Genomic DNA, 24588 nt, shown 5'->3' with positions numbered 1-24588 from the left:
TGCATTCATGGTGTGCCTCCTGCGCTTTCGAGCCGCGCACAGCCCGCCGGGGAGTGTAGGTGGGTCTATTCGTGTGGGGGTTCGCCGGTGACGACATGGTCGGCGTGGTTCATGCCTTCGCGGACCAGGCGGGCGAGGTGCCCGTCACGGATGCGGTAGATCACGCGCCGGCCTTCCTTGCGGGTGTCGACGAGGCCGGTGAAGCGCAGTTTGGCCAGGTGTTGACTGACTGCGGTGCGGGAGCCCCTGCACGCATCGGTCAGAGCGGTGACGTCGGCTTCGCCGTGCGTGAGCAGCCAGAGAATATGGAAGCGGGTCGGGTCGGCGAGCATCCGGAATGTAGAAGTTGCTGCGTCGAGCCGCTCCTGGTCCGGCGCGACCGGGTGGCTCAGGCTCGCGGACCGTTGCGGCGCTTCGATTCCCGGCTTCATCGCTCACGCCCTTCCTGCCGGCACCGGCTCGGTGATCGGTTCGGTGCGCGCCGGCCATGCCCGGGCAGCAACGAGTCCTGCGAGTGTAGCGAGAACGGCGAGGGTGATTGCCGCTATCGGCTGGCTTACGGTGGCCCCGACCCAGCCCGCGATCGTGTAGGTGAAGAAGAAGCAGGCGTGCGAGAGCGAGAACTGCGCGGTGAACACCGCACCCCGGTTCTCCGGCTCGGATTCGAACCGCAGCAGCCGCGCCGACGGCGTGTTGATCAACGACGTACCCATGCCCATGACCAGCCAGGTCCCTGCGAGCAACGCCCACCCGGCGCCGCGGCCCGCGTCGGCGACAAGCAGCGCGACCGTCGCCGTCAGTCCGATCGGCAGGAGGGCCGCGCCCGTGAGCATCACCCGCCGGTCCGGGATCCGGGCGAGCAGGCGGGGCAGCGTCAATGCCACCAGCATCGACCCGCCTCCGTAGATACCGAGTGCAAACGCAACCCCGGTGTTCGAGCCGCCGAGGAGTTCGCGGACGTAGACGACGGTGTTGACCAGGACCAGCCCGGTCGCTGCCGCGACCGACAGGTTCAGTGCGAGAAGGCCCCTCAGCCGCGGCCGGGAGAACATCACCCGCGCGCCGAGGGTGACCCGCTGCACCAGCGGGACCGAACGATCGGCGGGCGCGATCATCGGCAGAGTCGTGGAGACCACCAGCAGCGCAGAGGCGGCGAACCCGGCAACGGTACCGAGGAACAGATAGTTGTAGGTCACCACCGACAGCAGCGCCGCTGCGAGTATCGGGCTCAGCAGCGACTCGAGGTCGTAGGCCAGCCGCGAGAGGGAAAGCCCCCGGGTGTAGTCGTCCTCGTCGACGAGCACCGACGGGATCACCGACTGGAACGCGGGTGTGAACGTCGCCGACGCCGACTGCAACACGAAGATCAGCACGTAGATCTGCCACGGCTGATCGACGAACGGCAACGCCAGTGCGATCACCGCACGCACCACATCCGCACCCACCAGGAGCGCCCGCCGCGGCACGTGAGCGGTCAGGGCCGAGATCACCGGTGCGATCACCACGTACGCGACCATCTTGATCGCCAGTGCCGTGCCCAATACCGCGCCGGCCTGGGTGCCGGCCAGGTCGTATGCGAGCAGACCGAGCGCGACGGTCAGCAGGCCGGTGCCGACGAGCGCGACCACCTGCGCGGCGAACAATCGGCGGAACGTGCGGTTCCGCAGGGTCGCGAGCACCCGGCTACCTCCTGAACCATTTTCCTACTGTCCACGATACGCCAACAGGTGCGCACCTACGCACATGTATAACGAGGGAAGTGCGCGAATGATCCAACCCCTACAGCTGTGGCCGATGAGTTCGCCGCAGGTTGCGAGTCCGTGTTGTCGAGACCCGGACGAAAGGCGACGACGATGCGCAAAGTAATTCTGTCTGTCATGACGACGCTCGACGGCTTCACGGCGGGACCGAACGGCGAACTCGAGTGGATCGACGTCGCGGACGACGAACTGGACTCTGGCATCGCCGAGTTGCTTGCCGGGATCGACGGCGTGTTCTTCGGGCGCGTGGCCTATGAACTTCTGGCGCAGCATTGGCCCGCCGCCGAAAACTCGAACAGGGAAATCGAAGCCCAGCAGGCGCGGCTGATGAACTCGCTGCCGAAGTACGTGCTCTCGCGTTCGTCACTCACCACCGACTGGGGTCCAGCCCGGCGGGTCGGCGACGACCTCCCACGGGAGGTCGCGCAGATGAAGGAACAGCCCGGTAAGGACTTGGCCCTCTTCGCCGGGGCGACCGCGATCTCCGCCTTCGCTTCCCACGATCTGATCGACGAATACCGGCTGATGGTCTTCCCGGTGCTGCTCGACAAGGGAATGCCGCTTCCGCCCCTGGGGCGCCGAAATCTGCGATTGGTGGAGTCGACGAAATTCCCGCAGTCCGGCGTCGTTCTGCTCCGCTATCTTCCTCGGGCGGAGGAGCCGACTGCGTAGGGGTTCTCCGACTTGTAGAAGCAGTGGTCTGTCGGCCCGGCGCGATTCGGGCGAATGAAGCGGATCGGCGGCGATGATTCGTACCTCGACAGCGGAGCTGACGGACTCACGGACTGTGCGATGTCCGCGGCGATCCTCCTCATGGAGCGCACTTCGGGGCGCGGCATCGTGCACCAGGGAGCGCTCCGAAGCGTGCAGTCCGAGAACATCTTCCGTCCCGGAGCCGTCACGGAACGGACTCCACGAGCAGGACCCGCGCCGCTTCCTTCGCATGGCGGGCAGGCTCGGGCGACCGCGTCCGGGTGTCATCCTCCGCGCGTATCCCGCCGCAACCATCGGTGCGCTCACCATCGCCGAACTGCTCGCCCCCTCGCAGACCGCTGCGGCGCTGTCGGCCGTGACTGCCGTCGCCGTCACGGTGTTTCTCCGCGCTCCTCACGTACCGGCGGCGCTGTGCGCTGGCGGAATAGGACTCGCCGATCCCGGTTTCGCATATTTGTGGCAGACCCTCGTGCCCGCGTTGGTGATCGTGCTGCTCGGTGCCGAAATGGCCGGGCGTATCGTGCCAGGATTTTCTTATCCACCCGAGGGAGCGCGCCGTTTATGGGGCCCGGTCGAATTGGACCGGATCCTTAGGTTCCGAATGCGCGCACAGTCGAAGTGAGCCCGACCGCCGCGCGACACCTCACTGTGCGGCGGGGCGGCCCGGCGCTCAAAGCCGCCGCATCACCGACACCACCTTGCCCAGCACGACCGCGTTGTCGCCGTCGATCACCGAGTATGCGGCGTTGCGGGGTTCGAGATAGACGTGACCGCTGCGGCGCCGGAAAACCTTCACGGTCGCCTCGCCGTCGATCATCGCCGCCACGATCTCTCCGGAGTGGGCCTCGTCCTGGCGACGGACGACGACGACATCGCCGTCGCAGATCGCGGCGTCGATCATCGATTCCCCGCGTACGCGCAAGCCGAACACGGTGCCGGTGCCGACGAGTTCGCGGGGGAGATCGAGCACCTCGTCGGGATGCTCCTCGGCGAGGATCGGTGTACCGGCCGCGATGTCGCCGACGACGGGCACCGACACCCTGTTGTCGGACGATCGGCCCGCCGACGATCCGGCGAGGAAGGGTCGCACATCGAGTTGGCGTGCCATCGCGGAGCCACGGCGCAGGAAACCCGCATCCTCGAGGAGTCGCAGATGCTTCGACACCGTCGACGTCGATTTCAGGCCGACCGCATCGGCGATCTGCCGGGTGCTCGGGGCGGAACCGTGGGAGGCCACCCAATCCCTGATGGTCGCCAGAATCAGTTGCTGGCGATGGGGAAGGGCGGAGGCGTCGAGGCCGCCGAACATATCGAGATCGTCGTAACCGGTCACCCGGCGATCCTAGGGGAGTGGCCGGACTCCTGAAACGGGCGATGGTGCGGGACCACGCAGGTGGTGCCGCACCATCATTCGTCGACCGGTGTGGTGGTGCCCTCGGTGAGACTCGAACTCACACTGCACGGGTTTTGAATCCGTTTCCTCTGCCAATTGGGATACGAGGGCGTGCTTGCGGAGACCACTGTAAGGGATCAGGCGTGGCGGTCAAACACCGGTACCCTTCAATCGTTCCACCCCTTCGCGGGGGCCGCCAGAGCACGATGGGAAGGGCCGATCATGACAACCGCGCCGCACGACAGCACCGCAACCCCCCGGAGGGTCGTCGTTGCGGAAGACGAGACGCTGATCAGGCTCGACCTGGTGGAAATGCTGCGCGAAGAAGGGTACGACGTCGTCGGGGAGGCGGGCGACGGCCAGCGGGCGGTGGAACTGGCAGAGGAACTCTCGCCCGACCTCGTGATCATGGACGTGAAGATGCCCCGCCGGGACGGGATCGACGCAGCGTCGGAGATCGCGCAGCGCCGCATCGCGCCTGTGGTTATTCTCACAGCCTTCAGCCAGCGCGACCTCGTCGAACGTGCTCGCGACGCCGGAGCGATGGCCTATCTGGTCAAGCCGTTCTCCAAGAGCGACCTCGTTCCCGCGATCGAGGTGGCGGTGAGCCGGTTCGCCGAATTGCGCGAACTCGAACGTGAAGTCGCCGGGCTGTCGGAGCGGTTCGAGGCCCGCAAACTCATCGACCGGGCCAAAGGCCTGCTCATGGCGAAGCACGCGATGACCGAACCGGAGGCGTTCCGCTGGATCCAGCGTGCCGCCATGGACCGCCGTACCACCATGAAGCAGGTCGCCGAGGTCATCGTCGACACGCTCGGTTCCGAAGCGGCAGGCTGACTCCGCTCGTTACGGCCACATCAATTCTCCTGCCCGAAATATAACGGTCGGGTCACAACGATTTCGGCTGTGTTCGAATCGTCACTTCTCCGGCTATGTTTCGACCCACGTCCGGCGCATCAGCCGGGGGGACAGGCGATTGAAGGAGAGTTGGATGGCAAAACGGACCTATGTCCGCGCCGCTGCGGTTCTCGGTGCTGTGACACTCGCACTCGCGGGTTGTAGCTCGGACAGCGACGATTCCACGAGTGGTTCTGCCGAGGGCGGTGGTTCCGCGACCGCCACGACTGTCGACACCGACTGCGAACCCGAACAGGCCACGCCCGGTGCGACCCCGGCGACCGGCCCGCTGAAGATCGGCACCCTGCTCCCCGAGACGGGCAGCCTCGCGTTCCTCGGTCCGCCCGAGGTCGCGGCGGTGCGCCTGGCCGTGGACGAGATCAATGCTGCCGGCGGCGTCCTGAACCAGCCCGTGGAGCTGATCCCGGGCGACTCGGGCGACACCACCACCGATACGGCGAACGCCACCGTCGACCGGGAACTCGCCGCGGGTACCCAGGTGATCATCGGTGCGGCGTCGTCGTCGGTCTCGCTCAAGGTCATCGACAAGATCGCCAGCGCGGGCGTGGTCATGTTCTCTCCTGCCAACACGTCCGATCAGTTCGTGTGTTACGCCGACGGCGGCATGTACTTCCGTACCGCGCCCACGGACTCCCTGCAGGCGCAGGCACTTGCTCAGCTCATCGCCGAGGACGGCGCTCAGCGCGTCTCGATCCTCGCGCTGAACGATCCGTACGGCACGGGCCTGGCCGAGAACACCGTGACGAACCTCGTCGACGCCGGTATCCCGGAAGACCAGATCCAGAAGATCATCTACGACCCCAACGCGCAGTCCTTCAACGCCGAGGTCGACCAGGTCGCCAACTTCAGTCCTGACGCCGTGGCGCTCATCGGGTTCGAGGAATCGGCCAAGATCATCACGCGTATGCACGAGGTCGGCATCGGCCCGTCCGACGGCATGGCGGTCTTCGGTGTCGACGGGAACATGGGCAACGCGCTCGGCGACAGTGTCGCCGACGGCCTGCTCGCGGGCATGGCGGGTACGACCCCTCTCACCGACACCGGTGAGGCTTTCCAGCAGCGCCTGCTCGAGGTCGATCCCGCGCTGATCGACTTCAACTACGCCGGAGAGTCTTACGACGCAGCTGTCGTGTCGGCGCTCGCCGCCGAGGTGGCCGGCTCCACCGCCGGCGTCGACATCGCGGCGAACATCAACGCGGTCACGAAGGACGGCGAGAAGTGCACGACCTTCCAGCAGTGCAAGGACCTCCTCGCATCGGGACAGGACATCGACTACGACGGCGCGACCGGCGAGCTGTCGTTCGTGGATGCCGGTGAGCCCGGAGTCGGTTCGTACGGCCGTCTCGTCTTCGGACCCGACAACACCTTGACGACCGAGGATTACATCGTCGTGGGTGGCTGACAGACGCAGGAAACATACGACGGGGCCGGTCATCCGATGGATGACCGGCCCCGTCGTATGTTCGGGCGAGCGCGTCAGGGAGTCTTCTTCTCCTTGCTGCCCGCGAGAGTCCCGAGATACAACTCGATGACCTTGGGGTCGTGCATGAGGTTGGACCCGGTGTCGGTGTAGGCGTTACGGCCCTGATCGAGCACGTACCCGCGGTCACAGATCTGCAGGCAGCGCCGCGCGTTCTGCTCGACCATGATGATCGACACGCCCGCGGCATTGATCTTCTTGCAGCGGATGAACACCTCGTCCTGGAACATCGGCGACAAGCCCGCCGACGGTTCGTCGAGAAGCAGGACCGACGGATCCATCATCAGTGCGCGGCCCATCGCCACCATCTGCCGCTCACCACCGGACAACGCTCCTGCCTTGACCTTGCGGCGTTCCCCGAGAAGGGGGAACAGGGTCGAGACCCGGTCGAACTGCTCACTGAACTGCTTGGGCCGCAGGTAGATTCCCATCTCGAGATTTTCCTCGATGGTCAGCGACGGAAAGACGTTCTGCGTCTGCGGGACGTACCCCACGCCCTTGCGCACGAGGACGTGCGCGGGCTCCGAGGTGATCGATTCGCCCCGGAGCGTGACTTCGCCCCTCCGCACCGGGATCAGGCCGAAGAGCGCTTTGAGCAGAGTGGATTTACCGGCACCGTTCGGGCCGATGATCCCGACGATCTCACCCTCGCGGAGAAAGAAGTTGCAGCCACGCAGGATGTCGACGCCGGGGAAGTAGCCGGCGACGACGTCGTCCGCGCGCACGAGCGCACCCTCGGCCAACCGCGCGTGTTCGCCGGGAGTCGCGGCCGATTCGGCCGGGGTCATGGACCCGGTGGGTGGGGTGTCGCTCATGACTTCTCCTGGGATCCTGGTAGATCGGTGGGGCGTACCGCGTCGGGGTCGGACAGGTCGGCTCCGGACTCGAGAACCTGGGCCTCCGCCTCGGCGAGCACCTCCGCCAACTCCGCGGTCGCGCCGACGGGATTGCCCTCGTCGTCGAACTCGAGTGCCTGGTCGTGGTGGCTGCCGAGGTAGGCGTCGACGACCGCATTGTTGTTCGCGAGTTCGTCCGGCGGTGCTTCGGCGATCACCGATCCCTGGGCCATCACCACCACCCAATCGGAGATGTCGCGGATGACATCCATGTCGTGCTCGACGAACACCACGGTCATACCGTCGTCGCACAGCGATTTGATGTGCCCGAGAAGGCTTTGCGTCAGTGCAGGATTCACGCCGGCCATCGGCTCGTCGAGCATCACGATCGTGGGATCGGTCATCAGTGCGCGTGCCATCTCGAGCAGTTTGCGCTGTCCGCCGGACAATGACCCGGCGAGATCGTCGGCCTTCTGCTCGAGGTTGAACCGGGCGAGCAGTGCGTGGGCGCGTTCGGTGATGGCGCGCTCCTGCGCGTGCCACGTCCAGGGGAGCAGCGCGCCGGCCATCCGCTCACCCGTCTGGTGACGTGCTCCCAGACGGACGTTGTCGAGCACCGTCATCTTCGACAGCGCCTTGGTGAGCTGGAACGTGCGCACGATGCCGTGCCGCGCGACACGGTGCGGAGCCATGCGGCCGAGTGAGTGGCCGTCCATGCTCCACGTTCCGGTATCCGCGTGGTCGAAACCGGTGAGCAGATTGAACAGGGTCGTCTTGCCTGCTCCGTTCGGCCCGATCAGGCCGGTGATGCAGCCGCGCTGGATCTCGAGGTGAGCGACGTCCACGGCTTTGAGCCCACCGAAGGTCCGGGAAACGTCGTCGACGACGAGGATCGGATCAACCTTCGGGCTTCCCGGATCGTGGGGGACATCCGCGAACACGGCGACTCGTTGTTCGCGCGACAGAGGCGTGCGGATGGTGGTGTCAGGCATCGAGTTGTACCTCCCGCTTGCTGCCCAGGATTCCTTGTGGACGGAACACCATCATCACCGCGATGAGGATGCCGAGGAGGACGAATCGCATCGCCCCGACCTGCTGTTCGGTGAGGGAGATCAGCGGATCGGGTCCGGAGATCGCCTGGCGCAGGAATGCGTCCGGGAGCGTGAGGATGAACCAGAACAGCATCGCCCCGAGGACCGGGCCGAACACGGTGGCCGCGCCGCCGAGGATCAACGCGCCGAACGCGAAGAACGTCTGCGCAGTGGAATAGAAGTCCGGGTTGATGGACTTGGTCTGCAGCGCGTTGAAGATGCCGCCGAGGCCGCCGATCATGCCGCCCAATACGAGAGCCTGCATCTTGTAGACGAACACGTTCTTGCCGAGGGCGCGGGCGGCGTCCTCGTCCTCTCGGACCGCTTTGAGGACGCGTCCCCACGGGCTGTGGGACAGCAGGTAGACGACGCCGCACAGGACGAGCACGAGCGTCCAGCCGACCACCATCGCCCACAGGTCGTCGCCGTAGAAGCGCATCCCGAGCAGGTTGTACTGCTTACCGGAATCGAAGGGGCTCCACGCCGTGAACGGACCTGCGAATCCCCACAGGCCGCGGGTCGACCCGGTGACGGAGTCGGAGGCGGTGGACCGGAACACCAACCGCAGGATCTCGGCTGCGGCAATCGTTGCGATCGCCAGATAGTCGGCTCGGAGACGGAGCGTCGGGATACCGAGCAGGAGGGCGAGCAGTGCAGGGAGCGCGAGCCCGACGAGTACACCCATCCACAGCGGCTGGCCGTAGGTGACCGTCATGATGCCCACTCCGTACCCGCCGAGCAGCGCGAAGCCGATCTGGCCGAAGTTGAGCAGACCCGCGTAACCGAAGTGGAGGTTGAGGCCGATTGCGAGAAGCGCATAGAAGATGGCCGACGGGCCGATCATCTGCGCGAAGGACACTTGGAGAACAGCGAGGAGGTCCATGTGTCACCCGATCCTTGTTCTGCTGCCGAGGATGCCCTGAGGGCGGATGACCAGAATCACGATGAGTACCAGCAGGCCGCCGATGTACTTCAGGTCGGGATTGATCACCAGTGTGGACAACTGCACGAGCAGCCCGACCACGACGCAGCCGAGTAGCGCGCCGTACGCCGTTCCGAGTCCGCCGAGGATGATTCCGGCGAACATCAGCAGGAGCAGCTTGAAGCCCATCTCCCACTGGACGCGTCCTCCGAGCTCGGAGAGACCGAACAACACACCGCCGAGCGCGGCGAGTCCGCCGCCGAGGCCCCACACGAAGCGGATCACCTTCTCGACGTCGATGCCCGACGACGCGGCGAGATCGCGATTGTCGGCGACCGCGCGCATCGCTTTGCCGATCCGGGTGCGCTGGAGCAGCAAGGCCACCCCGACGAGCACCACCAGGCTGATCACGATGCACGCGAGATTGACCGGGGTGATCGCGAGCGGACCCCACTGGAGCTGACGCTGTGCTTGGTAGTCGCTGTAGGGCTGAGCGCGGTCGGAGAAGAAGATGAGGATCAGGTATCGCAACGCGATGGCGAGACCGATCGACACCACGAGCTGTGCGATCAGGCCGGTGCGCCGCCGCCGTAGGGGAGCCCAGACCAGCGCGTTGTTGAGCCAGCCGATGATGACGCCGACGATGATCGCGAGGATCGTCGCCGGTATCAGGTGGATGCCGAAGCTGACGTTGAAGACCCAGGCCGCGACCGCGCCCAACGTCACCAACTCGCCGTGCGCGAAGTTCGTCAGGCCGGTCGTCCCGAAGATCAGGCTCAGACCGACGCCTGCGATGGCGATGATCAGGCCGAACCGTAAGCCGTCGACAATCGTGCGGATCAGTGTCTCCGCGAACGCCACATTCGATCCGGACCTTGCCTCACCGAACGAGAAGATCACGGTGTTGGGCTGGCCGGCGGCGACATCGCGGGTCACGGTCGACTGCACGGTCACGTCGTCGGGGAGGCTCTCACCGATGACCTCGAAGACGTATGTCCCCGGCGGCACCGCGAGTTCCCACCGGCCACCGTCCGCGGACTCCGTTTCGCCGACGACCTCGCCGGCCGCGTCCGACGCACGGACCGTCACGCCGTCCAGTCGTTCTCCCGCATTGTTGAGCGTGCCGCGAACCGTGACGGCATCGTCCGCAACCGGTGGTGCGTCGGCGGGAGGTGCTGTGGTGCCTGTCGGCGAGGGCTCCGGAGGGTCTTGGGCGGCGGCGGTGCCGGCTCCTATCACTAAGCCGAAAACCGCCGCCAGGAGCAATAGCACGATTTGGAATCCGGACGCCCATCGACGTCTCCGGAGTCTCACCGTAGGGGCCACGCAGGTCCTCCCGAATCAGGTGCAATGTTGTCGAGCGCGACGCCTGGGGCGGTGTCGTGAGTGGGCACTTTAGCGTCTGTAACGGAAATGCACCGACATCCCCGGTTTCCCACGTGTTTCGTTCCCGTATCTCACGAAAACACCTGTGTTTCGGAGCCGGCGACCCCGTGTCACCGCACTTGCGGCTTCGACGGGTGTCGGGACCGGTCCCTAGACTGAGCGCGTGACCCGTGCATCCTCCTCGACTACGCCCACTGCGGACGCCGACGCCCGCCCGACCCTTCTTCTTCTCGACGGACACTCTCTGGCTTTCCGTGCCTTCTATGCGCTGCCGGCAGAGAACTTCAAGACCCACAGCGGGCAGACCACCAACGCGGTGTACGGGTTCACCTCCATGCTCATCAACCTGCTGCGCGACGAGCAGCCCACGCACGTGGCGGCGGCCTTCGACGTCAGCCGCAAGACCTTCCGGGCAGAGCTGTTCGCCGCCTACAAGGCCCAGCGCAGCGCCGCACCCGACGAGTTCAAGGGTCAGATCGAACTCACCAAGGATGTGCTCGGCGCGATGGGCATTCCCGTGATGGCGATCGAGGGGTACGAAGCCGACGACCTCATCGCCACACTCGCGACGCAGGCCAACGCCCTGGGCTACAAGGTGCTGGTGGTGACCGGCGACCGCGACGCGCTCCAACTCGTCAACGACGACATCACCGTGCTGTATCCACGTCGCGGGGTCTCCGACCTGACTCGCTTCACCCCCGAGGCGGTCGAGGAGAAGTACGGCCTGACACCGGCGCAGTATCCCGACTTCGCGGCGTTGCGCGGTGATCCGAGCGACAATCTGCCGGGCATCCCGGGCGTGGGGGAGAAGACCGCCGCGAAGTGGATCAGGGAGTACGGCAGCCTCAGCGGTCTCGTCGACAGGGTCGACGAGGTGCGTGGCAAGACGGGCGACGCGCTCCGCGAGAACCTGTCCAACGTCCTGCTCAACCGGCAGCTCACCGAGATGGTGCGCGACGTGGCGCTGCCCTACTCTCCGGATCAGCTCGCGCTCGCGCCCTGGGATCGCGACCGCATCCACCGCTTGTTCGACGACCTCGAGTTCCGGGTGCTGCGAGATCGCCTCTTCGAGACGCTCGCCTCGTCCGCGCCCGAAGCCGAAGAGGGTTTCGAGGTGCGCGGCGGGATCGTCGAGCCCGGTGCGCTCGGCGACTGGCTCGCCACGCACGCTGTGGCGGGCCACCGCCACGGATTGTCGGTGGTCGGATCCGGAACGCCGTACGGCGGCGAGGCCACTGCTGTGGCGATCGCGGCAGCCGACGGTGAAGGCGCCTACGTCACGACGATCGCTCTCACTCCCGAGGACGACGCCGCGCTCGCCGCGTGGCTCGCCGACCCGGCCGTCGAAAAGGCTTTGCACGAAGCGAAATCGGCGATCCACGCCTTGCGTGGCAGAGGCTGGACACTCGCGGGCCTCACCAGCGACACCGCGCTCGCCGCGTACCTCGTCCGGCCGGGACAGCGCAGCTTCAAGCTCGACGACCTGTCGTTGCGTTACCTCAAGCGGGAACTGCGGGCGGAAAGCAACGGCGACGGTCAGTTGTCCCTGCTCGACGATGCAGACGCCGTCGACGAGGAGGCCGCACAGACTCAGATCCTCGCTGCCCGCGCGGTGGTCGACCTGGCCACGGCGCTCGACGCCGAACTGGCCGACATCGAGTCGGTGGCGTTGCTGTCCGAGATGGAACTGCCGCTGCTCGAAGTGCTGGCAGACATCGAGGCCACCGGCATCGCCGTGGATGCGGACCACCTGCACGACCTTCAGTCCGGTTTCGCCGCCGACGTCGCCGCCGCCGCGAATGCCGCATACGAGGTCATCGGAAAGCAGATCAATCTCGGCTCGCCGAAGCAGTTGCAGGTCGTGCTGTTCGACGAACTGGACATGCCGAAGACGAAGAAGACCAAGACCGGGTACACCACCGACGCGGACGCACTGCAGGGCCTGTTCGACAAGACCGGCCACCCGTTCCTCGAACATCTTCTCGCACACCGTGAGTCGACCAAGATGAAGACGACGGTCGACGGGCTCATCAAATCGGTGGCCGACGACGGCAGGATCCACACCACGTTCAACCAGACGGTCGCGGCAACCGGCCGGCTGTCGTCGACCGAGCCGAACCTGCAGAACATTCCCGTACGAACCGATGCGGGACGGCAGATCCGCGAGGGTTTCGTCGTCGGCAACGGCTTCGACATGCTCCTCACCGCCGACTACAGCCAGATCGAGATGCGCATCATGGCGCACCTCTCGGGCGACGAAGGACTGATCGAAGCCTTCCGCACCGGGGAAGATCTCCACACGTTCGTCGCGTCGCGGGCGTTCGGGGTGCCGCTCGAGGAGGTCACTCCGGAATTGCGACGCCGGGTCAAGGCCATGTCCTACGGTTTGGCCTACGGGCTGAGCGCCTATGGTCTCGCGCAACAGCTCAAGATCTCCGCGGACGAGGCGCGTGCGCAGATGGAGGCGTACTTCACCCGGTTCGGTGGGGTGCGCGACTACCTCCACAATGTGGTCGAGGAGGCCCGCAAGGTCGGTTACACCTCGACGCTGTACGGGCGACGCCGCTACCTGCCGGACCTCAACAGCGACAATCGTCAACGCCGGGAGGTGGCCGAGCGCGCGGCGCTGAATGCCCCGATTCAGGGCACGGCTGCCGACATCATCAAGGTGGCCATGATCGATGTGCAGCGCGCGCTGCGGGCCGCGGACCTGCGGTCCCGGATGCTGCTCCAGGTGCACGACGAACTCGTTCTCGAGGTCGTCGACGAGGAACGCGAGCAGGTCGAGGCGATCGTGCGGGAGAAGATGGACTCCGTGATCGACTTGTCGGTGCCGCTCGATGTCTCGGTCGGCTACGGCCGCAGCTGGGACGCCGCCGCCCACTGACGGGCCGCACCCACCGGATACCGGGCAAAGACGACAACGTCCTCCCTACCCGCGCGGGGTGGGGAGGACGTTGTCGTGACGGGGAGGCACGGCCGCGACGGACCGTGGTCCGGGTCGGTCAGTTCTGGGCGTTCTGCGCTTCCGCGATCTGCTTGCGCACATCTTCCATATCGAGTGCCTTGACCTGGCTCACGAGATCGGAGAGGGCAGCCGGGGGAAGGGCACCGGCCTGGTTGTAGACGAGAATGCCTTCCCGGAAGGCCATGATCGTCGGGATCGACCTGATGTTCGCCGCTGCCGCGATGCCCTGCTCGGCCTCGGTGTCGACCTTGGCGTGCACCACGTCGGGGTGCTCCTCGGACGATGCCTCGAAGGTCGGGGCGAACTGCTTGCACGGGCCGCACCAATCGGCCCAGAAGTCGACGAGCACGATGTCGTTACCGGTAACGACCTCATCGAAGTTCTGCTGCGTGAGAGCTTGGGTTGCCACGGAAATCCTTTCGTCGGCGTATCGACGGTTCCAACATCCGGACGTCTCGTTTTCTTCCCGCCACGCTACGCGAGTGGTTCCGCCCGTGCGGCGTGCTCGGCCCGTCGATCGGGCCCGGTGGTCAGGACACCGGTACCGCTTCGGCTGCTCGGAACGCACGCCGATAAGCCTGGGGCGTGGTCTGCCGAAGCCGCAGGAAATGCTGCCGGAGCACCGCGGCGGTACCGAACCCGACGCGGTCCGCCACCACGTCGACCGGGAGGTCGCTGTGCTCGAGAAGTCGCTGGGCAGCGAGAACGCGCTGGTCGCGCAACCACCGTGCCGGAGTGGTGCCGGTCTCGGCGGCGAAACGCCGCGCGAAGGTCCGCGGCGACATGTGCACCCGCGCGGCGAGCGCCGGAACGGGCAGGTCGAGGCCCAGATTCTCGGTCATCCAGTCGAGGAGCGGGGCCAGAGCCTCGGATTCGCATTCCGGCAGCGGCATCGCGACGTACTGCGCTTGGCCGCCGTCGCGGTGCGGGGGAACGACCATGCGCCGGGCGATGGAGTTGGCGACGTGGGAGCCCTGCACCGTGCGCACGATGTGCAGGCACAGATCGATGCCGGCTGCGGTGCCCGCGCTGGTGAGCACCGAGCCGTCGTCGACGTAGAGGACATTGGGGTCGACCCGCGCCTCGGGGTACATCCGGGCGAGTCGCTCGGCATGTCGCCAGTGGGTCGTGCAGCGCCGGCCGTCGAGAAGCCCCGCCGCACCCAGGAGGAACGCTCCGGTGCACAGGCTCGCAACGCGGGCACCGCGGTCGACTGCCGCGCGGAGACGCTCGAACAGCGGTTCGAGTTCGGATGCGTCGGCACCCTTCCCGCAGAGGAAGGACGGATCGTCGAGGGAGGCCATGTCCGTGCCGCCGGCGGGAAGCACCACCAGATCGGCGTCGTCGATCTTCGTCAGGTCGTAGGGCGCGTCGACCGTGAACCCGAAGCGGGTCCGGGACGGAGTCGGACTCCCGGCGATCAGCGAGAAATCGTAGGTGGGCAGGCCGTCGTCGGATCGGTCGAATCCGAAGACCTCGCACGCGACACCGAGTTCGAACATCTCGGTCCGGGGCAGGACCGGAACCACCACTGTCTCGAGTTTGTCGGCCATGACGTCAGTCTGCACCCTTGGTGGCAGGAAAGCGAGTAATCATGTCGTTTCTGCCACTGTTGTGGCGGGTGGACGACGGCGACGCTGGTAACCATGATCTCGCTACTGCTTCTGTTCCTGGCCGTGTTGCTGGTCCTGGACGTGCTCGCGCTCCTCGGGAGGACGCCCGATACCCACTTGGAGACAACGCAATTCGGCGACTACACGTTCTGAGCACCCTCCGGGTACGCGGTCAGACCAGACGCCGTTCGCGCTTGGCTGCGCCGTCCCACCGGCGGATCCCGGCACTCGTCCCGCTCAGGTCGCGGCCTCCGATGTGTGCCGCGACGAGGGCCGCTCCGATGCGATCGGCGGGGACCCGCCGGGCCAGGGTCACGTGCGGGGTCCACTCGCCGGGCCGGATGTGTGCCGGTACTCCGGGGCACACTTTCAGCAGTTCGTAGATCCGCGCATGCAGATCGAGGAGCGCGGACGACGGTACGACCAGGCGCGCGAGCGTCGCGTGCCGGTCGCCGAACACGACGGCGCCCCCGAGCCGCACAGGCAGGGGAGCGCCGGTGAGGGTCGCGCGTACGGCGTCCTCGACCTCGGGCGGGATCTCGGCCGAGACGAACAGGGTCACGTGCGGGCGATTGGTCGGGGAGCGGACACGGCCCTGACTGTCGATTCCCCCGTCGAGCATGCGCGTCCACTCGTCACGCACCGCCGCGTCGAGGCGGTCGTCGAGCAGCAGTTCCACCGACTGCACCATGGTGAGCAATGATGACCGGGTGACCGACCAGACCGCAACGCCCCGCGACGCGACACGACCGGCAGCGCTCCCCGGAACACGTCCACACCGCATCGGCCTTCTCGAAGGCGACGGCATCGGCCACGAGATCGTCCCGGCGACGCGGGAGGTCGTGGATGCGGCGGTCGCCGCGGCCGGAGGAATCGGGGTGGAGTGGGTCCCGCTGCCGATCGGGGCCGAGGCGATCGACACGCACGGCACGCCCTTGCCCGAGGAGACGCTCGACGCGCTCGAGGGCCTCGACGCGTGGATCCTGGGTCCGCACGACAGTGCGTCGTACCCGGAGCCGTACCGGAGACAACTGACTCCCGGCGGACGCATCCGCAAGCACTTCGACCTCTATGCCAACATCCGGCCCGCGCGCGCACTCACCGGCGTGCGGGCGGTCTCACCGGCGATGGACCTGGTGGTCGTCCGTGAGAACACGGAGGGCTTCTACGCGGACCGCAACATGGCGGTCGGAAGCGGTGAATTCATGCCGACCCCCGACGTCGCCCTTGCCGTGGGTGTCGTCACACGGACGGCGTGTGAACGGATCGCCCGGACCGCGTTCGACCTCGCGTCGAAGCGCCGCGGCCGCGTCACCATCGTCCACAAGGCAAACGTGCTGTCGATGACCACGGGACTGTTCCGGGACGTGTGCCGCGAAGTAGGCCGCGACTATCCGAGCGTGCAGGTCGACGACGCCCACGTCGACGCGATGGCAGCGCTGCTGGTCCGGCACGGCGACCGGTACGACGTCATCGTGACCGAAAACATGTTCGGCGATATCCTCTCCGATCTGACCGCCGAGTTGTCGGGTTCGCTCGGCACCGCCGCGTCGGTCAACGCGTCGGGCACCAGAACGATGGCGCAGGCGTCACACGGTGCCGCACCCGACATCGCCGGTCTCGGCCGGGCCAATCCCATCGCGCTGATCTCTTCTGCGGCAATGCTTCTCGATCGGATCGGCGATACATCCGATCCTTCCTTCGCCGCAGCCGCGCGCAGGATCGACGCTGCCGTGGACGCGACGGTCGGCTGCGGAATCGCCACCGCCGACCTCGGCGGCACGGCGTCGACCGCCGAGTTCACCGACGCCCTGATCGCGCGCGTGCGCGACCTCTGACCCCGGAGCGATCGGCGCGGGATTCGGCCGCACGGGCACCGGAGTGGATACTGTTTCTCTGTGAAAGAAGCAGTGCGCACCCACGGCAGGGGGCACACCGGCGACACACATCCCACCGAAAGCACCGGTCATTCCGGACGCAAGGCGAGCGGAACGCGCCGCGGTCGACGCATCGCGGCAGCGTGTGTATCCGTGTTCGCGGTGCTGTGTGTCGCGACGGGGTGTGTCGTCAACTCGGAATCGACCGTGCCCGCGGGCGACCGCGTCCGCGCCGAGCGCGTCGACAGCATCGCGTCCCAGCTTCCCGACTGGGCCTCCGACCCCGACCTCCAGATCGGCGTCAACGTGCCCTACGCCCCGAACGAGTTCCGGGACGACGACGGCACGATCGTCGGCTTCGGCGTCGAACTCGTGCAGGCGCTCGGCGACGTGCTGGGCGTGCAGACAGTCTTCAACGAGGCCGACTTCGACCGGATCATCCCGGCGGTGCAGGCCCGCACCTTCGATCTGGGTTCCTCGTCGTTCACCGACACGCTGGAGCGCGAGGAAACGGTCGACTTCGTGACCTACTACAACGCCGGGGTGCAGTGGGCACAACGGACCGGCGAGCACGTCGATCCCGACAACGCCTGCGGGATGCGTGTCGCGGTGCAGACCAACACGGTCGAGGACATCGAAGAAATCCCCGCGAAGAACGAGGCTTGTGCCGCCGCAGGGCTCCCGCCGATCGACAAGGTCAAGTACGACAGCCAGGACGAAGCGGCGAACGCGCTCATCCTCGGACGCGTCGACGCCCTGTCCGCCGACTCACCGGTCACCGCGTACGTCATCGCCCGCAGCGAGGACCGACTCGAGGCGGCGGGACCGCTGTTCGACGCGGCGCCGTACGGCTTCGTCGTCGCGAAGGGATCACCGCTGGGCCCCGTACTGCAACAGGCCGTCCAGTACCTCATCGACACCGGTGTCTACGCCGAGATCCTCGAGCGCTGGAACATGTCGGTCGGGGCGATCACCACGTCGCAGATCAATGCGGCAACGAGCTGAGAGGGAACCGATGAGCGAGCACACGCATCCGAGCGGTGCGCCTGCGACCGAACCGGAACCGATCCAGGCGGTTCCTCTCCGGCACCCCGGACGCTGGATCTCCGGGGCACTGGTGCTGATCGGGCTGGGCCTGTTCCTGTGGGGCGCGGCCACCAACGAGGCCTACCGCTGGGATGTGTACGGCCAATACCTCTTCGACAGCCGCATCACCGCAGCCGCGTGGAAGACGGTGCAGTTGACGGCACTCGCGATGCTGATCGCGGTGCTGCTCGGTGTCCTCCTCGCCGTGATGCGACTGTCGCCGAACCCGGTGCTCAAGTCGGTGTCGTGGCTGTATCTCTGGGTCTTCCGTGGCACCCCGGTCTACGTGCAACTCGTCCTGTGGGGCCTGTTTCCCTCGATCTACAAGCAGATCGATCTCGGCATCCCGTTCGTGCACCAGTTCGTCCACATCGACGTCCAAGGGCTCAACGCCGCATTCCTGTTCGCCGTCGTCGGTCTCGCCCTCAACGAAGCCGCCTATATGGCGGAGATCGTGCGCGCCGGCATCGGATCGGTTCCGGAAGGGCAGGTCGAGGCGTCGACCGCGCTCGGGATGTCATGGTCCCAGACCATCCGGCGCACCGTGCTGCCCCAGGCCATGCGGGTGATCATCCCGCCGACGGGCAACGAACTGATCAGCATGCTCAAGACCACCTCGCTCGTGGCGGCGGTGCCCTACAGCCTCGAGTTGTACGGCCGAGCGCGAGACATCTCGGGCGCGAACTTCCAGCCCATCCCGCTGCTGCTCGTCGCCGCGACCTGGTATCTCGCCATCACCAGCGTGCTGATGGTGGGCCAATACTTCATCGAACGGCACTACTCGAAGGGGCTGAGCCGCCAGTTGACGAACCGCCAGTTGCAGGCCCTCGCCGACGCACAGGACACGCCGGCCGCCGCGCCGAAGACCCCGAAGCACCCCGGAGGTGGGCTCGCATGACCTCGACCGAAACGCCGATGGTTCGCGCGGACCGCGTGTGCAAGAACTTCGGGGCCGTCAAGGTGCTCAAAGGCATCTCTCTCGAGGTGGGACGCGGTCAGGTCGCATGCATGATCGGCCCGTCCGGGTCCGGCAAGTCCACCTTCCTGCGGTGCATCAACCACCTCGAACGCGTCGACGCCGGGCGCCTCTATGTCGACGGTGACCTCGTCGGTTACGCCGAACGCGGTTCCAAGCTCCACGAGCTTTCGCCCAAGGTCGCCGCCCGGCAGCGCCGCGAGATCGGCATGGTCTTCCAGCACTTCAATCTGTTCCCGCACCGCACGGCGCTCGAGAACATCATCGAGGCTCCGATGCTGGTGAAGAAGGTCAAGCGCGCGGAGGCGGTGGAGCGTGCGCGTGAACTCCTTGCCCGCGTCGGCCTGTCCGACAAGGCCGACGCGTACCCGGCGCAGTTGTCGGGTGGCCAGCAGCAGCGCGTCGCCATTGCCCGTGCCCTCGCGATGGACCCCAAGCTCATGCTCTTCGACGAGCCCACCTCGGCGCTCGATCCGGAACTGGTGGGTGAGGTCCTCGCCGTGATGCGGGATCTCGCTGCCGGCGGAATGACGATGGTCGTGGTCACCCACGAGATGGGTTTCGCGCGCGAGGTCGCCGACGAACTCGTGTTCATGGATGGCGGTGTCGTCGTCGAAGCCGGCAATCCGCGTGAGGTGCTGTCGAACCCGCAGCACGAGCGCACCCGCGGGTTCCTGTCACGCCTGCTGTAGCTGGGCCGGCGCCCGGGTCAGTGCCGTTTGCGGCTGCAGAAGATCGCGGTGCCCGGGAAGTACTCGCCGCGCAGAGGGCTCCACTGTCCCCACTCGCGGTCGAGATGCTCGGGCCACTCGGGTTCGATGATGTCGTAGACCTCGAGTCCTGCGCCGACGAGTTCGCGCACCCGGTCGCCGATGGTGCGGTGGTGTTCGACGTAGGTGGCGGTGCCGGCGTCGTCGAGTTCTACATAGGGCGTGCGATCGAAGTAGGGGAACATCGCGACCAGTCCCTTTTCGGTCGGGTCGTCCGGGAAGATCCACCGCATCGGGTGATTGACGGAGAACACCCAGCGGCCTCCGGGTCGCAGCACCCTCGCGACCTCCCGCATGACCTGCGCCGAATCCGCGACGAAGGGCACGGCCCCGAAGGCCGAACACACCACATCGAAGCTCCCGTCCGCGAACGGGAGATTCTCGGCGCCGGCCTGCACGAGCGGAACGCGACGCTCCCGGGGTGTGTCCGTGGCGTCCATCGCGGCCAGGCCGCGCTCGAGCATCGCCATCGAGATGTCGAGTCCGACGGGGTGTGCGCCGTGCTCGGCCAGCCACCGCGCGCACGGAGCGGACCCGCAACCGATCTCGAGCACATCCCGCCCCGCGATGTCGCCGAGCAGATGGACGTCGCCCTCGTGGAGTCCTTCGGGGCACCAGACGAACTCACCGGCGGCCGAGTCGACGCCGAGGAACTCGCCGTGCGTGCGGTGGTAGTCCTCGGCGTCGGCGTCCCACCACGCCCTGCTTGCGCGCTCGCTGTCGCGGGAGCCGAGCCGGAGGCGCCCGACCTTGGCGGTGCCGAGGAGCGCGTTCGCGGATGCGTGCCGTTCCTCGGGTGACAGCTGGGACTGGTGAGGTGCTGTGCCGGAGGAGTTTTCGGGGCTGGGCATGGATCCGAGCGTAAAGGTCTCGCGGGGGCGGGCACGCGGGTGGGGCGTCCTGGTTTGCCCAGCTCCCCTGCGGACGCGTAGCCTGGTGGTCGCGAGTGTCCGCTGCTCGGCTTCATCGGTCGGACGGGGACGCTCGCCGTGATTCGATCACCGCTTCATCGCAGTGCCCGATTCGCATGCCCGACCGAAGTTCCATCAACCGACTATCAACCCGTCCGGAGCAACTCAACACATGGCCTCCACCACCGTCACCTCGCCGCAGGTAGCCGTAAACGACATCGGCTCCGCCGAGGATTTCCTCGCCGCCATCGACGCCACGATCAAGTACTTCAACGATGGCGACATCGTCGAAGGCACGATCGTCAAGGTCGACCGCGACGAGGTGCTGCTCGACATCGGTTACAAGACCGAAGGCGTCATCCCCTCCCGTGAGCTCTCCATCAAGCACGACGTCGACCCCAACGAGGTCGTGTCCGTGGGCGATGAGGTCGAGGCTCTGGTCCTCACCAAGGAGGACAAGGAAGGCCGTCTGATCCTGTCCAAGAAGCGTGCGCAGTACGAGCGCGCCTGGGGCACGATCGAGGAGCTCAAGGAGAAGGACGAGGCCGTCAAGGGCACCGTCATCGAGGTCGTCAAGGGCGGCCTGATCCTCGACATCGGCCTGCGTGGCTTCCTGCCCGCGTCGCTCGTCGAGATGCGTCGCGTCCGCGACCTCCAGCCGTACGTCGGCAAGGAGATCGAGGCCAAGATCATCGAGCTCGACAAGAACCGCAACAACGTGGTCCTGTCGCGCCGCGCATGGCTCGAGCAGACCCAGTCCGAGGTCCGCAGCGAGTTCCTGCACCAGCTCCAGAAGGGCCAGGTCCGCAAGGGCGTCGTGTCCTCCATCGTCAACTTCGGCGCCTTCGTCGATCTCGGCGGTGTCGACGGCCTCGTGCACGTCTCCGAGCTGTCCTGGAAGCACATCGATCACCCGTCCGAGGTTGTCGAGGTCGGCACCGAGGTCACCGTCGAGGTTCTCGACGTCGACCTGGACCGCGAGCGCGTGTCCCTCTCGCTCAAGGCGACGCAGGAAGATCCGTGGCGTCAGTTCGCCCGGACCCACGCGATCGGCCAGATCGTCCCGGGCAAGGTCACGAAGCTGGTTCCGTTCGGTGCGTTCGTGCGCGTCGAAGAGGGAATCGAAGGCCTCGTGCACATCTCCGAGCTGGCCGAGCGCCACGTGGAGGTCCCGGACCAGGTTGTCGCAGTCGGCGACGACGCGATGGTCAAGGTCATCGACATCGACCTCGAGCGTCGTCGTATCTCGCTGTCGCTGAAGCAGGCGAACGAGGACTACACGGCCGAGTTCGACCCGTCGAAGTACGGCATGGCCGACAGCTACGACGAGCAGGGCAACTACATCTTCCCCGAGGGCTTCGATCCCGAGACCAACGAATGGCTCGAGGGTTACGAGAAGCAGCGTGAGGAGTGGGAGTCCCGCTACGCGGAGGCCGAGCGTCGTCACAAGATGCACACCGCTCAGATCGAGAAGATGGCCGCCGACGAGGCTGCCGAGGCTGCTGCCGGCGTGTCCAGCAGCAACTACTCGTCCGAGACGGATGCCGAAGAGCCCGCCGAGCAGACCGGTGGCTCGCTGGCCAGCGATGCTCAGCTCGCTGCACTGCGCGAGAAGCTGTCCGGCAACGCCTGACAGATCTGATCGACTCTGATCGACGGAAGACCCCGCACCGATTCGGTGCGGGGTCTTCCGCTTTTCTGCGTTCGGTGCCGGTTGCGTCGGTGCGTCATGCGGCGCTCCCGGGCTCGGACGACGACGGCGACCACCTCCTGTCGGGAGGGGTCGCCGTTGTGGTGTGTGACCGTAGCGGTCCGGCCCGTGCGGGATCAGCCCACGGCGGGGGTGGCCCACTGCGCGGGAAGTGCGGCCGCGCGCTTACGCATCGCGGCGTGACTGTGCCGCGCATTGCTCAGCAGCGTGGTGAACCAGTTGCGCCGATGCTCGGCGAGCGCGGCGGCCACCTCGGGAATGAGGACGCAGTGAACACCGTGTTCCATACCGAGGCGATGTCGACCGGAAGGTGAGGGGGAGGAACGCATAGCCTGCCTTCTCGATGAACGGGATAACCGGAGTCGGACGCTTCGCCAAGACGATATCGGACGCGAAGAGCCCTGCCGGTCATTTACCGCAGGTGAAAGGCCGTGTTTCCCCAGGAAGGCCGCGGTCGCGACCAGCTTGTGACCGTGCCGTGACTGTGCCGTGACAGCGGCGGGTCGACTCACGGTGCCCGGCTGTGTGGTGCGACACTGGTCGGCGTGCTGCGAATGGGGTTAACCGGAGGTATCGGCGCGGGTAAGTCCACTGTCGCCAAGGAACTCGTGAATCTCGGGGCGGTGCTCGTCGACGCCGACGCGATCGCGCGCGAGATCGTCGAGCCGGGCTCGGAAGGTCTCGCCGAACTCGTCGACGCGTTCGGAGAGGACATTCTCCGGCCGGACGGCTCGCTGGACCGTCCCGCGCTCGCGGCCAAAGCGTTCGCCACCGACGACGCACGCGCCGTCCTCAACGCCATCACCCACCCGCGGGTCGGCGCTCGCACCGCCGAACTCGTTGCTGCGGCACCGGAGGATGCAGTCGTCGTACAGGACATCCCGTTGCTCGTCGAAGGTGGAATGGCCCCGATCTTCCATCTGGTGGCCGTCGTGCACGCGGGGGAGGACGAGCGACTCCGCCGGCTGGTAGAGCTCCGGGGAATGCCCGAGTCCGACGCTCGTGCCCGGATCGCGGCGCAGGCGACGGAAGAGCAGCGGCGCGTGGTGGCCGATGTCTGGCTCGACAACACCGGCGAGCCGGACGATGTCGTGAGCCGGGTACGGGGGCTGTGGGCAGACCGTCTGGTGCCGTTCGAACGCAACGTGCGCACCCGCACCGCGGTGACAGCGGCGCCGGTACTCGTTCCGGCACGCCCCGAATGGGATCGGTCAGCGCAACGACTGATCGCCCGGCTCGCCGTGGCCTGTGGCGGCAGCGCGCTGCGCATCGACCACGTGGGATCGACCGCAGTGCCAGGGCTCGACGCAGTCGACGCGCTCGATCTGCAGGTCACGGTGCCGGACCTCGCTGCCGCCGACGCGCTCGCCGAGCCGCTGGCCGTCGCAGGTTTCCCTCGTATCGAGCAGGTCGATCACGACCAGCCGAAGCCCTCGTACGGCGCGGGCGGTGAGACGGACCCTGCGTTGTGGGCGATGCGGTTGCACGGAAGCGCCGATCCTGGGCAGCCCGCGCGGGTCGCGGTGCGCGTCGACGGCTGGCCCGGGCAGCAGTTCGCGCTGCTGCTACGCGATTGGCTGCGTGCCGACGCGGAAGCGGCCGCGGAATACGCCGACGTCAAACGTGCCGCAGCAGACGCGGCGTCGGCATTCGGTGATCCGTTGGAGTCGGCCGTGGCGTACAGCGAGGCGAAGTCGCCCTGGTTCGACCGCGCCTACCACCGCGCGTGGGCATGGGCGCAGGACACCGGCTGGAGCGCATAGCCGGACGCCCTTCTCCGGTGTCGGCTTTCCTTTGCAGTGGGTAGACCCTGCACAACAGGGCCTACCCACCGGGTCCGTCGTGGGCTCTACTCCATCTTGCTGGTTTCCAGGTTCTTTCCGCTCGTTTCCGACGCGGTCCACGCGGCGAGGATGGTGATTCCGGCGGTCGCCGCGAGTAGGAGGCTCAGCGGCACACTCGAGCCGTCGAAGGCAACCAGCAGGCTCGCAGCGATCATCGGGGTAAAGCCTGCGCCGATCAGGCTGGCGAACTGGTAACCGAACGACACCCCGGTATATCGCACGTTCGTTCCGAACATCTCAGAGAGCATCGGCGCGGGGGGGGTGTCCCTATGTTCTCGTCAACCCTTGAGGCTGCGAGTCAGGATGCCTGCTCGGGTTGCTGACGGGTCACC

General features: G+C 66.7%; 23 protein-coding genes, 1 tRNA gene and 1 pseudogene. 11 read left to right on the top strand and 14 right to left on the bottom strand.

Going from position 1 to position 24588, the window contains the following annotated elements:
• Positions 1-65: 65 nt before the first annotated feature.
• Complete coding sequence (locus tag HF877_RS04725; RefSeq protein ID WP_169620036.1) at positions 66-431, bottom strand: metalloregulator ArsR/SmtB family transcription factor; 366 nt, start codon at positions 429-431, stop codon at positions 66-68.
• 3 nt (positions 432-434) lie between these two features.
• Positions 435-1679, bottom strand: coding sequence for an MFS transporter (locus tag HF877_RS04720; RefSeq protein ID WP_169620035.1), 1245 nt, complete (start codon positions 1677-1679; stop codon positions 435-437).
• A 174-nt stretch (positions 1680-1853) separates the two neighbouring features.
• Between HF877_RS04720 and HF877_RS04715 the strand changes: the two genes are divergently transcribed.
• Together HF877_RS04715 and HF877_RS04710 are read left to right on the top strand one after the other, a co-directional pair.
• Positions 1854-2432, top strand: coding sequence for a dihydrofolate reductase family protein (locus HF877_RS04715; protein WP_277350444.1), 579 nt, complete (start codon positions 1854-1856; stop codon positions 2430-2432).
• A gap of 271 nt (positions 2433-2703) precedes the next feature.
• Entirely contained in the window at positions 2704-3096 is a 393-nt protein-coding gene (locus HF877_RS04710; RefSeq protein WP_169620033.1) for a hypothetical protein, read from the top strand.
• Between the two features lie 48 nt (positions 3097-3144).
• On the opposite strand, the gene lexA is transcribed toward HF877_RS04710, so the two are convergent.
• Complete coding sequence (lexA, locus tag HF877_RS04705; protein WP_206036664.1) at positions 3145-3783, bottom strand: transcriptional repressor LexA; 639 nt, start codon at positions 3781-3783, stop codon at positions 3145-3147.
• A 118-nt stretch (positions 3784-3901) separates the two neighbouring features.
• Positions 3902-3978, bottom strand: a tRNA-Leu gene (locus HF877_RS04700).
• Between the two features lie 111 nt (positions 3979-4089).
• Between HF877_RS04700 and HF877_RS04695 the strand changes: the two genes are divergently transcribed.
• Positions 4090-4704: an ANTAR domain-containing response regulator gene (locus HF877_RS04695; RefSeq protein WP_169620031.1), complete on the top strand. Its 615-nt coding sequence runs from the start codon at positions 4090-4092 to the stop codon at positions 4702-4704.
• A gap of 154 nt (positions 4705-4858) precedes the next feature.
• Positions 4859-6187 (top strand): ABC transporter substrate-binding protein, encoded by a 1329-nt coding sequence (locus HF877_RS04690; RefSeq protein WP_169620030.1) that lies wholly within the window; start codon positions 4859-4861, stop codon positions 6185-6187.
• Between the two features lie 74 nt (positions 6188-6261).
• Here HF877_RS04690 and HF877_RS04685 read toward each other — a convergent pair whose 3' ends face one another.
• From HF877_RS04685 to HF877_RS04670, 4 genes are read right to left on the bottom strand one after another with little or no spacing between them, the layout of a single operon-like run.
• Entirely contained in the window at positions 6262-7080 is an 819-nt protein-coding gene (locus tag HF877_RS04685; RefSeq protein ID WP_169620029.1) for an ABC transporter ATP-binding protein, read from the bottom strand.
• On the bottom strand, positions 7077-8093 hold the full coding sequence (locus tag HF877_RS04680; RefSeq protein ID WP_169620028.1) for an ABC transporter ATP-binding protein: 1017 nt from the start codon (positions 8091-8093) through the stop codon (positions 7077-7079). The genes HF877_RS04685 and HF877_RS04680 overlap by 4 nt, the downstream gene beginning before the upstream one ends.
• Positions 8086-9075 (bottom strand): branched-chain amino acid ABC transporter permease, encoded by a 990-nt coding sequence (locus HF877_RS04675; RefSeq protein WP_169620027.1) that lies wholly within the window; start codon positions 9073-9075, stop codon positions 8086-8088. Before HF877_RS04675 ends, HF877_RS04680 begins: the two co-directional genes overlap by 8 nt.
• 3 nt (positions 9076-9078) lie before the next feature.
• Complete coding sequence (locus HF877_RS04670; RefSeq protein ID WP_169620026.1) at positions 9079-10440, bottom strand: branched-chain amino acid ABC transporter permease; 1362 nt, start codon at positions 10438-10440, stop codon at positions 9079-9081.
• Positions 10441-10663: 223 nt separating this feature from the next.
• Here HF877_RS04670 and polA point away from each other — a divergent pair, with 223 nt between their 5' ends.
• Positions 10664-13387, top strand: a complete 2724-nt coding sequence (gene polA, locus HF877_RS04665; protein ID WP_169620025.1) for a DNA polymerase I — start codon at positions 10664-10666, stop codon at positions 13385-13387.
• Positions 13388-13505: 118 nt separating this feature from the next.
• Here the strand turns inward: polA and trxA are convergent, their stop codons facing one another.
• The 3 genes from trxA to HF877_RS04650 all read right to left on the bottom strand — a co-directional run bounded on the left by trxA (position 13506) and on the right by HF877_RS04650 (position 15772).
• On the bottom strand, positions 13506-13877 hold the full coding sequence (gene trxA / locus HF877_RS04660) for a thioredoxin (RefSeq protein WP_169620024.1): 372 nt from the start codon (positions 13875-13877) through the stop codon (positions 13506-13508).
• Between the two features lie 121 nt (positions 13878-13998).
• The gene (locus tag HF877_RS04655) at positions 13999-15021 is read right to left on the bottom strand and encodes a helix-turn-helix domain-containing protein (protein ID WP_169620023.1); all 1023 of its coding nucleotides are present in this window, start codon (positions 15019-15021) and stop codon (positions 13999-14001) included.
• Positions 15022-15253: 232 nt separating this feature from the next.
• Positions 15254-15772 carry a 2'-5' RNA ligase family protein gene (locus HF877_RS04650; RefSeq protein WP_169620022.1) on the bottom strand — a complete coding sequence of 173 codons (519 nt, stop codon included), beginning with the start codon at positions 15770-15772 and terminating at the stop codon, positions 15254-15256.
• On the opposite strand from HF877_RS04650, the gene HF877_RS04645 reads away from it, so the two are divergent.
• The 4 genes from HF877_RS04645 (at position 15771) to HF877_RS04630 (ending at position 19712) form a co-directional block, all read left to right on the top strand.
• Positions 15771-16919, top strand: coding sequence for an isocitrate/isopropylmalate family dehydrogenase (locus tag HF877_RS04645; RefSeq protein ID WP_169620021.1), 1149 nt, complete (start codon positions 15771-15773; stop codon positions 16917-16919). The genes HF877_RS04650 and HF877_RS04645 overlap by 2 nt on opposite strands.
• 171 nt (positions 16920-17090) lie before the next feature.
• On the top strand, positions 17091-17963 hold the full coding sequence (locus HF877_RS04640) for an ABC transporter substrate-binding protein (protein WP_169620362.1): 873 nt from the start codon (positions 17091-17093) through the stop codon (positions 17961-17963).
• Between the two features lie 10 nt (positions 17964-17973).
• Positions 17974-18942 carry an amino acid ABC transporter permease gene (locus HF877_RS04635; protein ID WP_169620020.1) on the top strand — a complete coding sequence of 323 codons (969 nt, stop codon included), beginning with the start codon at positions 17974-17976 and terminating at the stop codon, positions 18940-18942.
• Positions 18939-19712, top strand: coding sequence for an amino acid ABC transporter ATP-binding protein (locus HF877_RS04630; RefSeq protein WP_169620019.1), 774 nt, complete (start codon positions 18939-18941; stop codon positions 19710-19712). The genes HF877_RS04635 and HF877_RS04630 overlap by 4 nt, the downstream gene beginning before the upstream one ends.
• A 17-nt stretch (positions 19713-19729) precedes the next feature.
• Here HF877_RS04630 and HF877_RS04625 read toward each other — a convergent pair whose 3' ends face one another.
• A complete protein-coding gene (locus HF877_RS04625; RefSeq protein WP_169620018.1) occupies positions 19730-20641 on the bottom strand; it encodes a class I SAM-dependent methyltransferase in 912 nt (303 codons plus the stop codon).
• 232 nt (positions 20642-20873) lie between these two features.
• Between HF877_RS04625 and rpsA the strand changes: the two genes are divergently transcribed.
• Entirely contained in the window at positions 20874-22334 is a 1461-nt protein-coding gene (gene rpsA / locus HF877_RS04620; RefSeq protein ID WP_072698949.1) for a 30S ribosomal protein S1, read from the top strand.
• A 194-nt stretch (positions 22335-22528) separates the two neighbouring features.
• Here the strand turns inward: rpsA and HF877_RS04615 are convergent, their stop codons facing one another.
• Positions 22529-22741, bottom strand: a complete 213-nt coding sequence (locus tag HF877_RS04615) for a hypothetical protein (RefSeq protein ID WP_169620017.1) — start codon at positions 22739-22741, stop codon at positions 22529-22531.
• A gap of 216 nt (positions 22742-22957) precedes the next feature.
• On the opposite strand from HF877_RS04615, the gene coaE reads away from it, so the two are divergent.
• Positions 22958-24175 (top strand): dephospho-CoA kinase, encoded by a 1218-nt coding sequence (coaE, locus tag HF877_RS04610; protein WP_346765060.1) that lies wholly within the window; start codon positions 22958-22960, stop codon positions 24173-24175.
• Positions 24176-24261: 86 nt separating this feature from the next.
• On the opposite strand, the pseudogene HF877_RS04605 reads toward coaE, so the two are convergent.
• Positions 24262-24501 (bottom strand): annotated as a pseudogene (locus HF877_RS04605) (MFS transporter); the annotation flags it as partial.
• Positions 24502-24588: the final 87 nt, after the last annotated feature.

The sequence above is a fragment of the Rhodococcus sp. BL-253-APC-6A1W genome (genome assembly GCF_012843405.1).
Taxonomy (GTDB): Bacteria; Actinomycetota; Actinomycetes; order Mycobacteriales; family Mycobacteriaceae; genus Rhodococcus.
This window is presented reverse-complemented; position numbering and strand designations above follow the sequence as displayed.